Below are 12068 nucleotides of genomic sequence, written 5' to 3'. Positions count from 1 at the left end.
GCAGGCAGTGGGGTTTGGCGCGTCGACCGATACGATTGTGGCGTTTCCAGCGCCGCTGGCAGCAGGATGCTGTCACTGGAAATGCGCGCGGTGGCGCTGGCGGAAAGCCGAAGGGGTCATGCCCTGCCGGGCCTTGAACTGGCGATTGAACAGGGCCAGAGAGCCATAGCCCACGGCCTCGGCAACCTGAGTCACCGGGGTCTGCGGCCCTTGCACCAGCAGCGCGCAGGCACGGCCGATGCGCAGGCGGGCGATGTACTCCAGGGGCGTCGCCCGGGTATGGCGGCGGAACATCCGGTGAAACGCCGAGACGCTGACACAGGCCATCCGCGCCAGCTCGGCGATGCTCAGCGCTTGGCAGTAATGCGCGTGAATATGCTCCAGCACCCGCTGCAGACGCCCGTCCTCAAGCACCGCCGGGCCGGCGGCGGCCGGCAGGATCTTCTCGGCGCCACGGTCGCGACTCAGGCGCGTCAACAAGGCCAGCAACGACACCAGGCGCGTCGGCTCGTCCTGCGCGACCATGGCCTCGATCAGCGGGCGCGACTCCCGCGCCGCCTCGCCGCTGAACTGCAAGGCACCGCGGGCCGCGGCCAGCAGGGCGCGCAGGCCGGCCATTTCCGCAAACAGCTCGACCAGGGCAGTCGCCCAGGCTTCGGAAAACCAGATCACCAGGGCGACATGGGGCTGGCGCGGGTCGATCCGCTGCTGCGAACTCCAGCTGTGGGGCACGTTCGGCCCCACCAGCACCAGGTCGCAATCGTCATAGGCGCGCACATCGCCGCTGATATAGCGCTGCCCGCGACTGTTGAGGGTCAGGGTCAGTTCGTATTCGGGGTGGTGGTGCCATTCGAAGGGAATTTCCTCGGGCAGGCGCCGATCGAGCATCGACCAGGAGGCGGTGGCCGTGGTGGGGATCTGCTCGAAGCTCGGTTTCATGGCGACACGCTGTCCTGTTGGCGAGGCTCATGGCCAGAGAAAGTACCCTGAAGCGGCCCCGCCGTCACACCGGCGCCTGCACCACCTCGATGCCCAGGCGCCGGTAATCCTCGATGCTGCCCGAGGCCAGGTGCTGCTCGGTGATCAGCGTATGCAGGCGATTGCACGGCGCCACGGCGAAGGGTTCCACCGCGCCGAGCTTGTCGGCGGTGGTCACTGCGATGACCTGGGAAGCACTGTCGAGCAAGGCCTGCTTCACCGGCACCTCGTCGAAGTGCAGCGAGGTGATGCCGACCTCCGGGTGAATCGCGCACACCCCGGTGAACAGCAGGTCGGCACGGATGCCCTGGATCAGGCGTACCGCCTCGTGGCCGCCGGAAGACAGGGTCGCCGGGTTGAGCCGGCCGCCGGCGAGAATCACCTGGCTGCGCGGGTATTCGGCCAGGGCGACGGCGATCAGCGGCGAGGCGGTGACCGCGGTGATGCCGATATCGGCAGGTAGCGACTGGGCGATCAGCAGCGTGGTCGAGCCCGAGTCGAACATCACGATCTGCCCTTCCTGCACCCGCTGCGCGCCGAGCCTGGCCAGGTGGCGCTTGACCTCGCTGCTTTCGCCCAGGCGGGTGAACACATCCTTGCCGGTGTCCTTGGGCCGTGGCAGCGCGCCGCCGTGCACCCGTTGCAGCAGCCCGGCATCGGCCAGCTCCGCCAGGTCGCGGCGGATGGTGTCCTCGGAGACCGCGAAATGCTGGCCCAGCTCGGACGCCATGACCTTGCCGTCGCGTTCGAGCAGCAACAGGATCTTCTGCCGACGCACATGGGGCAACTCGGCGATGGAATGTTGGCTTTGCATGGTTATGCCTGTTTTTGCGTGTTTATGCGAGATTAGCCAAGGCTTTGCCCAAACACAACGCCGGCCCTGCGCATTGGCCGCCCGGGCCCAGGCTTGCTTTACTGAGGCAACCGGGGCGAATTCGTCCCGCCCACAAGTCATGTGGCACCCGGACGCCCATGAGTGAGGAGATAACGCGCGATGCAACGTCTCAGTGCCAAAGACTTCGCCCCCGAGCTGCTCGAGCTCTACGACTACTACGCCCACGGCAAGATCAGCCGCCGCGAGTTTCTCGACCGGGCGGCGGCCTTCACCCTAGTCGGGCTGACCGCCAGCGCCACCCTCGCCGCCCTGACGCCGAACTACGCCCTGGCCGAACAGGTGTCGTTCACCGACCCGGCGATCGTCGCCGAATACATCACCTACCCCTCGCCCAAGGGCCACGAACAGGTCCGGGGTTATCTGGTGCGCCCGGCGAAAGCCGAAGGCAAGTTGCCGGCGGTGGTGGTGGCCCATGAAAATCGCGGGCTCAACCCGTATATCGAAGACGTCGCGCGGCGCCTGGCCAAGGCTGGTTTCCTCGCCCTGGCCCCCGACGGCCTGACCTCCCTCGGCGGCTACCCCGGCAACGACGACAAGGGCCGCGAGCTGCAACTGAAGATCAATCCGGAAAAGCTGATGAACGACTTTTTCGCCGCCGTCGAATGGCTGCTCGAGCACGACGCCAGCACCGGCAAGGTCGGCATCACCGGCTTCTGTTATGGCGGTGGCGTGGCCAATGCCGCGGCCGTGGCCTACCCGGAACTGGCGGCGGCGGTGCCCTTCTACGGGCGCCAGCCGGACAGCGCGGAAGTCGAGCGGATCCAGGCGCCACTGCTGCTGCACTACGCCGAACTGGACACCCGCATCAACGAAGGCTGGCCAGCCTACGAGCAGGCACTGAAAGCCGCGGGCAAGACCTACGAGGCCTACATCTACCCCGGGGTGAACCACGGTTTTCACAACGACTCGACCCCGCGCTACGACGAGGCGGCGGCCACCCTGGCCTGGGACCGGACGCTGGCGTGGTTCCACAAGTACCTGGTCCAGGCCAGCGGCTGACAGCGGTTTGCAGGCGACGGCGCGAGCGCGCCGTCGCTTGTACTCAGCGGCTCAGCCCTTGTTCAGCAGCGCCGTGGCGATCACCGTGCCCATGGGCGTCGGTTGCGGGTCGTTCTGGTGCGCGACCGCGTTCACCGCCCAGTCCTCCAACTGCACCCGGCCCTTCTGGAAGATCATCATGTGGGTCGAACCACCGAACTCGAAATGCCCGATCTCGGTGCCACGGGTGATGTTCACCGGTGCCGCGCCTTGGTCGACGATGAACGGCGGCTCGATCACGCAGGTCGAGACCTCGACCATGCCGATGCAGATCAGCGCGACATAACCGCAGGTCGGGTGCTCGAAGACAAAGATCGCCCGGGCGGCGACATGCCCCAGGTACGGCTGCGACTCGGTGCCCTCCCAGGTGCCCTCGTCTTCGCCCTGGGCCGGACGCTGGGCGAAATAGGTGCCCGGCTGCACCCAGGAGCGCACCAGCTTGCCATCGAGCGGGGCGTTCCAGCGGTGATAGTGGGTCGCCGACAGGAAGCCCTGGTAAGCCTGCCCACCCTGGAACGGCGCGGCCCACTGCTCCTGGCCGCCGAACAGATCGAGCAGCGAGTAATTGACGTCCTTGATCCAGAACTCGGTCTCGAACGCCACATCGTTTTCGTACTGCCAGGGCGTGGTCTCGCAGCCGATATCGACCTGGGTCAGCGGATTACCCTGGAACGGCCGCGCGCCGGGCACGAACCTGCGGATGAAAAACGCGTTCCAGGAATCGAAGCCGTAGCCGGGCAGGTTCGGGTCATGCTCCATCTGCGTCCAGACCCCGGCCTCGTGGGCCGCCGCGGAGATCCACGAGCCCTCTTTTTCCGGGTCGTTGATGTCCAGCTTGTCGAGGGAAGCGCTGCTCTTGAGGAAGGCGTTCCAGGCATTGAGGACCTTCTTGAACTGCTGGTTGAAGGTCGTGTCATGGAACAGCGCGACACCCGCCTCGGTGCCCATCGACACCGCCAGGAAAGCGTTCATCGGCGTGCCGACCTGGGCCGTGGTGTTGAACGACGAGGAGGTGCTGATGATCTCGTTGAGAATCTCGAAGAAGCTGTCGTAGCCGGCGATCCACAGCGCATCGCCGTCCGTGTCCTTGATCTGCTCCTTGGTCGCCTCGTCCAGGGTCGCCACGTAGGCGTTCGACTGTTCGATCATCGAGTTGACCCACATGCGGTACACGCTGTTGTGGGTGACCCAGGTCTTGAACTCGATGATTTCCGTGCGCATCGGGGTCAGGGTGCCAGCCTTTTTCTTCTCGGCGATCAGGTTGCGCAGCGGCACCAGGAATTTGGCCGTGGCCCATACCCGGTTGGGCACCCAGAAGCCCATCTGGATCGGCCCGGCGTTGGCCAGCGTCAGGCGTTCGGCGCCGGTGCTTTCCAGGCGTGCCTGGCGCGACGGCTGTTTGGGGTTGTTGAGCTGTTTGTCGTACTGAGTCATGTCTTTACTCCTTTAAAGAGGCGGCGCCCGGGCTGCGATGGCACGGGCGCGACCAGACCGCGATGAGGTACTGGCCAGCAAACGACTGCTCCAACAGGCGTTCATGTCAGGGGGGCGACAAGGGTTTTGTACGGGGTTGAACGACACTCCGTGTCCTTCTCGCAATGCCGGTCCCGGGCAGAATGCGGCGGCCGAACGGCCATCTACAGGCGCGACTTGCCTGGACAAGTAAAGCTGCTCTGGCGGGTTTCTGGGGGGCGCCCAAAAAAGTTCATGTAACCGGTCGCTTCACGCCCCTGCTCGGCTGGCGATGGGCGCATGTTCGGCCATCAGCTCGGCGACCCAGTCGATAAACACCCGCAGCTTGATGCTGATATGCCGGTTGGGCGGGAACGCCACGTAGATCGGCATCGGCTCGAGCCGCCAGTCCTCGAACAGACGCACCAGCTCGCCCCGTTCCTGATGCGCCCGGGCCATGTAGTCCGGCAGCCAGAGCACGCCCAGGCCCGCCAGGCCGGCGGCGAGGTAGGCATTGCCATCGTCGACCGCCAGCACATAGCGGCCCTTGATCTGCAGGCTCTCGCCGTGGCCGTGCATGGCATAGGGCAAGGCCTTGCCGGTGCGCGCCCAAAGAAACCCGACGATGCGATGCAACGAATCCTCCAGTTCGCGCGGATGCGCGGGGGCGCCGAGGCGCTCCAGGTAGCCGGGCGCCGCATACACGCCCAGCTGGAGGTCGCCGACCCGCCGCGCCATCAGCGACTGGTCCGTCAACTCGCCGCCGCGCACCACGCAATCCACGTTCTCGCCAAGCACATCGACGATGCGGTCGCTGACGCCCAGGTCGATCTGGATGTCCGGGTAGCGGGCGTGAAACCCGGGCAGCGCCGGCACCAGGATCATGCTCGCCAACGGGCTGGGCACATCCACCCGCAGGCGTCCCCTGGGCAGCGCCGAGGCACTGGACAGGCTGGTCTCGGCATCGTCGAGGTCGGCCAGCAGGCGCACCACACGCTCGTAATACACCGCGCCGTCGGCGGTCAGGTGGACCCGGCGCGTGGTGCGGTTGAGCAACTTGACCCGCAGGCGCGCCTCCAGCTGCTGCACCAGTTGCGTCACGCTGGTCTTGCTCATGTGCAGCGTGTCGGCGGCCTTGGTGAAGCTGCCCGCCTCCACCACCCGGGCAAAGGCCTGCATCGCATCAAAACGGTCCATTTCCACCCCGGCTAACCATTGGATTGTTTGGATTCCACAAACAGTGATGGCTACGGTTGCTGGTTTATCGGCCCGGCGCAAGTGCCTAGAGTCAGCTTCATCGTTCATTCCAGGTCGGCTTCGACCCTTATAGATGGAGGCAACACATGACTCAGCGCGACGTGGTTTTTCCGCCCGGACGCCAGGCGCTTTACCAGCGCAACCGCTACTCGCCGGCGATCCGCTCCAATGGCTTTCTGTTCGTCTCGGGGCAGGTCGGCAGCACCGCCGACGGCTCGCCCGAGCCGGACCTTGAGGCCCAGGTCCGCCTCGCGTTCACCAACCTCAACGCCATCCTGGCGGCCGCCGGCAGCTCCTTCGAGGATGTGATCGATGTCACGGTGTTTATCGTCGATCCCGAGGACAAATTCGAAGCCATCTGGAAGGTGGTGCCGGAGTTCTGGGGCCAGGCGCCGCACCCGACGCTGACCGCCGTGGGCGTGACCTGGCTCTATGGCTTCGACTTCGAGATCAAGGTCATCGCCAAGCTGCCGGAAAGCACCGCCGGCTGACTCACACCCCTCGACCGGGTCACGCCCGTGGCCCGGGATTCCACGGCCGGACCGGCCTCGCGGCTCCCATTCCCAAACCCATTCCCACGCCTGACCCAGCATCACCCATCTGCTGAGCAATGATCTTTTGTCAGCCCCGCGCGGCCAAGCGTTAACTCTCGCCCCGCGAAGTCCTTTGACGGACCCCGTCACAAAATCAATAAGAGGGTTGGCCGATGCAAAGCAATGGCGCGTTGCTGTGGGTGTTGTTAGCCGCGATCGTGATGATCGTGGTGCTGATTGTCAGGTTCAGGGTGCATGCCTTTCTGGCGCTGATCGCCGCCTGCGGCCTGGTCGGGATGGGCTCGGGGATGCCCTTGAATGCCATGCTCGAATCGTTCCAGAAGGGCCTGGGCGATACCCTGGGGTTTCTCGCCGCGATCATCGGGCTGGGCAGTATCCTCGGCAAGATGCTCGAGGAATCGGGGGGCGCCGAACGCATCGCCCGGACCTTGCTCGACACCCTGGGCGAGCGGCGCGCCTCCTGGGTGATGATGCTGGTGGGGTTCATCGCCGGCATCCCGGTGTTCTTCGAGGTCGGCTACATCCTGCTGATTCCGCTGGTGTACGTGGTGGCCAAGGCCACCCGCCTCAACCTGCTGCACCTCGGCGTGCCGCTGGCGGTGTCGCTGATGTGCGTGCACTGCATGCTGCCGCCGCACCCCGCGGCCATGGCCATTACCCACTTGCTGGGGGCTGACGTCGGCAAGGTGATCCTCTACGGCCTGCTCGTCGGCCTGCCCACCGCCATCGTCGCCGGGCCGCTGTGGATCCGCCTGGTGGCGCGCAGCCGAGCCGAACCCTGGCAGGCGGCCTTCCTCGAGGAGCGCTGCGAGGCCCGTGGCGAACGAGTGTTGCCGGGCTTCTGGCTGACGTTGCTGACCATCCTGCTGCCGCTGCTGCTGATGATCGGCAAGACCTTCGCCAGCGCCCTGCCCGCCGGCTCGACGCTATCCGGGCTACTGTCGTTCTTCGGCAACCCGCTGGTGGCGCTGCTGATCGCCGTGGTCTTCGCCTACTGGTCCCTGGGCCTGCGCCGTGGCCTGGGCATGCAAGACCTGCTGGGGCACACCCAGAAAAGCCTGCCGCCGCTGGCCAGCATCCTGCTGATCATCGGTGCCGGCGGCGCCTTCAACGGCATCCTGATCGACAGCGGCGTGGGCAAGGTGCTGGCCGACTCCCTGACCCGGCTGGACATCAACCCCGTGGTGCTGGCCTGGCTGGTGGCGGGCCTGATGCACTTCGCGGTGGGCTCGGCGACCGTGGCCATGATGAGCGCCGCCGCCATCGTGCTGCCCACCCTGGGCGTCGACTCCGGCTACAGCAAGGAGATCATCGTGGTCGCCATCGGCGCCGGGGCCATCGGCTGGACCCACGTCACCGACTCAGCCTTCTGGGTGGTCAAGGAATACCTCGGGGTGTCGCTGACCGATGCCCTCAAGACCTTCACCAGCGCCACGGTCCTGGCCTCGGCGGTCGCCCTGCTGCTGACCCTGGCCCTCTCTCATTTCGTTTAAACCTTTGCCACAGGAGACTTCCCCATGATCGCAGGCCAGCCACTCGCTACCTGGACCCGTCGCTTCCCGCTACTCGAAGAGCTGATGGCGTTGCGCGAAACCACCTGGTTCACCGCCACCCGCGCGCCCCTGGCCGATGGCCTCAGCGATCTTGCGCTAAGCGCCGCCGACGTGGCCGACGCCAGCGCCCGCCTTGCGCGTTTCGCCGCGTATTTTCGCGTGGCTTTTCCCGAGACCTTGGCCAGCCACGGCATTCTCGAATCGCCGATCCAGCCGCTGCCGGCCTTGCAGGCGGTGCTGGCCAGCCGCTATGGGCAAGCCCTGCCCGGCGCGCTGTGGATCAAACAGGACAGCCACCTGCCGATCTCCGGGTCGATCAAGGCCCGCGGCGGTATCTACGAGGTGCTCAAGCACGCCGAACGCCTGGCCCTGGAGGCCGGCCTGCTGCACCCGGACCAGGACTACAGCGTGCTCGACTCGCCCGAGGCCCGGGCGTTCTTCAGCCACTACCGGATCGCCGTCGGCTCCACCGGTAACCTGGGCCTGTCCATCGGCCTGATGGGCGCCCGGCTAGGCTTCCAGGTCACGGTGCACATGTCCGCCGACGCCCGCCAATGGAAGAAGGACAAGCTGCGCGCCCATGGCGTGAACGTCATGGAGTACGAAAGCGACTACAGCATCGCCGTGGCCCAGGGGCGCCAGCAGGCCAGCGCCGATCCGGCCTGCCACTTCGTCGATGACGAAAACTCCACCGACCTGTTCCTCGGCTACGCCGTAGCCGCCGAGCGCCTGAGCCGACAACTGCAACAGGCCGGGGTCCGGGTCGATGCCGAGCACCCGCTGTTCGTCTACCTGCCCTGCGGCGTCGGCGGCGGCCCCGGCGGCGTGGCGTTCGGCTTGAAGCTGGCGTTCGGCGACGCCGTTCACTGTATATTTGCCGAGCCCACCCATTCGCCGTGCATGCTGCTTGGGGTGCACACCGGGCTGCATGACGAGGTGTCGGTGCAGGACTTCGGCATCGACAACCTCACCGCCGCCGACGGCCTGGCCGTCGGCCGCGCCTCGGGTTTTGTCGGCCGCGCCATGCAGCGGTTGATCGAGGGTTACTACACCGTCAGCGATGACGAACTGCATGCCCTGGTCTGGCTGATGGCCAAGCACCAACAGCTGCACCTGGAGCCTTCGGCGGTGGCTGGTGTCCCAGGCATCGCCCGGGTGCAGGCACAACGTGATCAGTACCTGCAGCGCAGCGGCCTGAGCGCACCGGCTTACGCCCGGGCCACCCACCTGGTCTGGGCCACGGGCGGCAGCATGGTCCCGGACACCGAGATGCAGGCCTACCTGGCGCAAGGCGCCCGGGTGCTGCAAGGCTCATAACCGACCGACAGGAGAAGCACCGGCTTGTACAACCTACCGCCCCGACTGGATGCCAAGCTCAACAGCAGCCAGTTCTCGAACCTGTTCACCTTCCAGGCCGCGGCCCGCCACCTGAGTTTCAGCAAGGCCGCCGATGAGTTGTGCCTGAGCGCCAGCGCGGTCAGCCATCGCATCGCCCGGCTGGAGGCGGAGCTGTCGATCCAGCTGTTCCGCCGGCTGACCCGGCGGGTGGAGCTGACCGAGGCCGGCGAACGGATTTTCGCGATCCTCCAGCAGACCCTGGGCGAGCTGTCCGAAGTCCTGGCCCAGCCGGTCGACGCCGACCTGGCCGGGCCGCTGACCCTGTACGCCCACCCGTCCATCGCCCATTCCTGGCTGGTGCCGCGCCTGGCCGAGTTCGGTCAGCGCTTTCCCGGGGTCAGGCTCGACCTGCGCGTAGGCAACGACCGCATCGACTTCCGCACCCGGCAGATCGACCTGGCGCTGTACTACGGCAATGGCGAGTTCCATGGGCTGGTGGCGCACAAGCTGATGCAGGAACGGGTCGCGCCGGTGTGCAGCCCGCAATACGCCGAACGCCATGGATTGACCGGCGCGGTCGAGCAACTGCAGCACTGCACCCTGCTGCATGACTCACTGGCCTGGGACCACGCCACGTTCGATTCCGAATGGGCGCTGTGGATTCGCCAGCACGGCAGTGGCGTGGCCATGCCGAAACGCGGGGTGACTTTCGATCGCTCGGACCTTTGCGTCACCGCCGCCATCCACCATGCCGGCGTGGCGATCGGGCGCGAGCATCTGGTCAGCGAGGCGATCGGGCAAGGCCGGCTGGTGCTGCCGTTCACGGGGTTTACCCGCAGCGGCGAATACGATTACTACATCGTCCACCCGGCCCTGGAGACCCTGCCGCGACGGGTCTCGGCCTGTATCGCCTGGTTACGGGAGTGTGCGGCGCAGACGCCGGGAATCTGAAGGCCGGCGCTGGAGGCCGGCTGGGGGGAGGTCAGCGGCTGGCGCCGCCGCCCTTCTTGCGCAGCGCCTTCAAGCGCTGGCTCGCCCGCTGCACCGCCGCCATCTTTTCCGGGCGCTTCATGCGCTTCCATTGGCGGATGTCGTCCTTGCTGCGCCCGCAACTCAGGCACAGGTCGCCGCTCAACTGACAAACGGCGATGCAGGGGTTGTCGATTTCCTTGGCCATGCTTCAGCCTGGCTGCCGGTCGTCGCAGGTGCCGCCAACCATCAATGCTGCATCTTGCTGTGGTCGGGCATATTCAGGGCGCGGGCCTGGGCCTCGACCTTGATCGACTCTTTCTCGCCCTTGGCATTTTCCACCACCAGGGTCAGCGGCACCTTGTCGCCTTCCTTCACCTGGGCGACCAGGTCGATCAGCATCACGTGATAACCGTGGGGGTCCAGGGCCACGGCCTTGCCGGCCGGCAACGCGACGAAGTCCGCCGGGCGCATGCTCATCACATCGTTGTGCATGCTCGACTGGTGAATCTGCACGATCTTGGCCACTGGCGACTCGACGCTGAGCAGCTTGCTGTCGTCGCTGGCGGTCAGGGTCATGAAGGCCCCGGTCGCCTGTTGCCCGGCGACGGTGGCGCGTACCCAGGCGTCGTCAACCTGGGTCTGGGCCGCGGCCTGGCCCGCCAGGCCCAGCAGGGACAAGCCGATCAGGATGCGCTTGGCGCGTTGGGCGATAGCGGTTTTATTCAGGGCCGGGTACATCAGCAGACCTCCATGACGGTCAGTAGATCTTCCGCGCACTCTTGCGCGGTAAGCGATTGGGACAAGCCAAGGCGCAACGTGCCCCGGGAGTCGTAGACAAAACTGGTGGCGGTGTGGGACAGGGTGTAGGTCGAACCGCTGGGGATCTTCTCGTAGAACACGTCGAATTCCTTGGCCGTGGCCGCGGTCTGCTCCAGCGTGCCATACAGCGCGACGAACGACGGGTCGAAGGCCTTGACGTAGGCGTCGAGGACCTCCGGGGTATCCCGCTCGGGGTCCAGGGTGATGAAGATCACCTGCAGGCGGTCGCCGTCGCGGCCCATCAGTTTCTTGGCCTGGGCCGCGCGCGCCAGCGTCGTGGGGCAGATGGCCGGGCACTGGGTGAAACCGAAGAACACCATCGGCATCAGGCCGCTATAGCTTGAGAGCGTCCTGACGTTGCCCTCGGTGTCCTTCAGCTTGAAGGTACGACCCATGATCTTGTCGCTCAGGTCCTTGCCATATTTGTACGACAGCTGGCCCCGGGTATCGCAGCCGGCCAGAAGACCGAGACCCAACACCCCCATACCTGCAATCACCTCGCGGCGACTCAACAAAACACTCATTCGTTACCGCCCTTTGAGGAGCCGAAAGTCCAGACGAGCCGCCAGGCGGCCCATCCGTAAAAGCCACGCATGGTAGCAAAACGAGGCGCCCCGCTTCCTGCCAAATGGATGACAGGTTGTGTGCGACCTTGGTCGGGTGCGGCGTTTAGCCGCGCTTGCCAGCGGCGCTCAGCCCAGCCGCGCCAGGCGTTGTTGCCAGTTGCCGCCGTTGATGCGCTGGCATTGTTCTTCGCTGTCGTACCGCACATGGGCCGCCAGCGCCTGCAACTCCACGCCGGCGTCATGCAGGGCCATGGCTGTCAGTTCGAGCATGCGCTCGCCCTGCCCGCAGGCCAGGGCCAGGGCCTTGCTGGCCTGGGTGTCGAATACCCATACCACCCTCAGGCTGGCGGGAAACGCCGCGTAATCGACCACATGGGTCAGCCAGGAGAAACCGACAATTTCCGCCTTGGCGGTTTCGCAGGCGTCGGTGAGGCTGGCGACCAGGCGGCGTTCGAGACGCGCCTGCTCGCGTTTGTTTGATGGCATGGTGGCTCCTTGACTGCCCGGTATTAAGCGCCGGAACCGTGCAGTCTTGCCGCGAGCGCCCATCGATACAAGCCCCATGGCTGGCTGGCGCGGCTGTAATTCCGTAACATTCGCCGCCTTTCGATAATCCCCCGCAACCCCGGCCGCCCCTGGCCACCCT

The 12068-nt window shown here is 66.0% G+C and carries 13 protein-coding genes; 5 read left to right on the top strand and 8 right to left on the bottom strand.

Annotation, left to right across the window (positions count from 1 at the left end; genetic code table 11):
• Positions 1–72 precede the first annotated feature (72 nt).
• Both AC07Y9_RS28540 and AC07Y9_RS28535 read right to left on the bottom strand, forming a co-directional pair.
• On the bottom strand, positions 73–939 hold the full coding sequence (locus AC07Y9_RS28540; protein ID WP_102680595.1) for a helix-turn-helix domain-containing protein: 867 nt from the start codon (positions 937–939) through the stop codon (positions 73–75).
• Between the two features lie 64 nt (positions 940–1003).
• Positions 1004–1792 (bottom strand): DeoR/GlpR family DNA-binding transcription regulator, encoded by a 789-nt coding sequence (locus AC07Y9_RS28535; protein WP_097136716.1) that lies wholly within the window; start codon positions 1790–1792, stop codon positions 1004–1006.
• A 180-nt stretch (positions 1793–1972) separates the two neighbouring features.
• On the opposite strand from AC07Y9_RS28535, the gene yghX reads away from it, so the two are divergent.
• Positions 1973–2872 (top strand): YghX family hydrolase, encoded by a 900-nt coding sequence (yghX, locus tag AC07Y9_RS28530; protein WP_092418456.1) that lies wholly within the window; start codon positions 1973–1975, stop codon positions 2870–2872.
• A 51-nt stretch (positions 2873–2923) separates the two neighbouring features.
• Here yghX and AC07Y9_RS28525 read toward each other — a convergent pair whose 3' ends face one another.
• The gene (locus AC07Y9_RS28525) at positions 2924–4345 is read right to left on the bottom strand and encodes a phosphatidylserine decarboxylase family protein (protein ID WP_102680594.1); all 1422 of its coding nucleotides are present in this window, start codon (positions 4343–4345) and stop codon (positions 2924–2926) included.
• A gap of 288 nt (positions 4346–4633) precedes the next feature.
• Complete coding sequence (locus tag AC07Y9_RS28520) at positions 4634–5560, bottom strand: LysR family transcriptional regulator (RefSeq protein WP_087088180.1); 927 nt, start codon at positions 5558–5560, stop codon at positions 4634–4636.
• 146 nt (positions 5561–5706) lie between these two features.
• On the opposite strand from AC07Y9_RS28520, the gene AC07Y9_RS28515 reads away from it, so the two are divergent.
• The 4 genes from AC07Y9_RS28515 (at position 5707) to dsdC (ending at position 10016) form a co-directional block, all read left to right on the top strand.
• Entirely contained in the window at positions 5707–6111 is a 405-nt protein-coding gene (locus tag AC07Y9_RS28515) for a RidA family protein (protein WP_102680593.1), read from the top strand.
• 215 nt (positions 6112–6326) lie between these two features.
• Entirely contained in the window at positions 6327–7667 is a 1341-nt protein-coding gene (locus AC07Y9_RS28510) for a GntT/GntP/DsdX family permease (RefSeq protein WP_102680592.1), read from the top strand.
• 24 nt (positions 7668–7691) lie between these two features.
• A complete protein-coding gene (gene dsdA / locus AC07Y9_RS28505) occupies positions 7692–9044 on the top strand; it encodes a D-serine ammonia-lyase (protein WP_102680591.1) in 1353 nt (450 codons plus the stop codon).
• Between the two features lie 24 nt (positions 9045–9068).
• Entirely contained in the window at positions 9069–10016 is a 948-nt protein-coding gene (dsdC, locus tag AC07Y9_RS28500; RefSeq protein ID WP_102680590.1) for a DNA-binding transcriptional regulator DsdC, read from the top strand.
• 31 nt (positions 10017–10047) lie between these two features.
• Here dsdC and AC07Y9_RS28495 read toward each other — a convergent pair whose 3' ends face one another.
• The 4 genes from AC07Y9_RS28495 to AC07Y9_RS28480 all read right to left on the bottom strand — a co-directional run bounded on the left by AC07Y9_RS28495 (position 10048) and on the right by AC07Y9_RS28480 (position 11908).
• Positions 10048–10242, bottom strand: a complete 195-nt coding sequence (locus AC07Y9_RS28495; protein WP_007924891.1) for a DUF1289 domain-containing protein — start codon at positions 10240–10242, stop codon at positions 10048–10050.
• Positions 10243–10283: 41 nt separating this feature from the next.
• Entirely contained in the window at positions 10284–10775 is a 492-nt protein-coding gene (locus AC07Y9_RS28490; protein ID WP_007924890.1) for a copper chaperone PCu(A)C, read from the bottom strand.
• Positions 10775–11380 carry an SCO family protein gene (locus AC07Y9_RS28485; protein ID WP_007924889.1) on the bottom strand — a complete coding sequence of 202 codons (606 nt, stop codon included), beginning with the start codon at positions 11378–11380 and terminating at the stop codon, positions 10775–10777. Before AC07Y9_RS28485 ends, AC07Y9_RS28490 begins: the two co-directional genes overlap by 1 nt.
• A gap of 168 nt (positions 11381–11548) precedes the next feature.
• Positions 11549–11908, bottom strand: a complete 360-nt coding sequence (locus tag AC07Y9_RS28480; protein ID WP_087088195.1) for a hypothetical protein — start codon at positions 11906–11908, stop codon at positions 11549–11551.
• Positions 11909–12068: the final 160 nt, after the last annotated feature.

This window comes from Pseudomonas sp. GW456-L12 (assembly GCF_059424045.1).
This window is presented reverse-complemented; position numbering and strand designations above follow the sequence as displayed.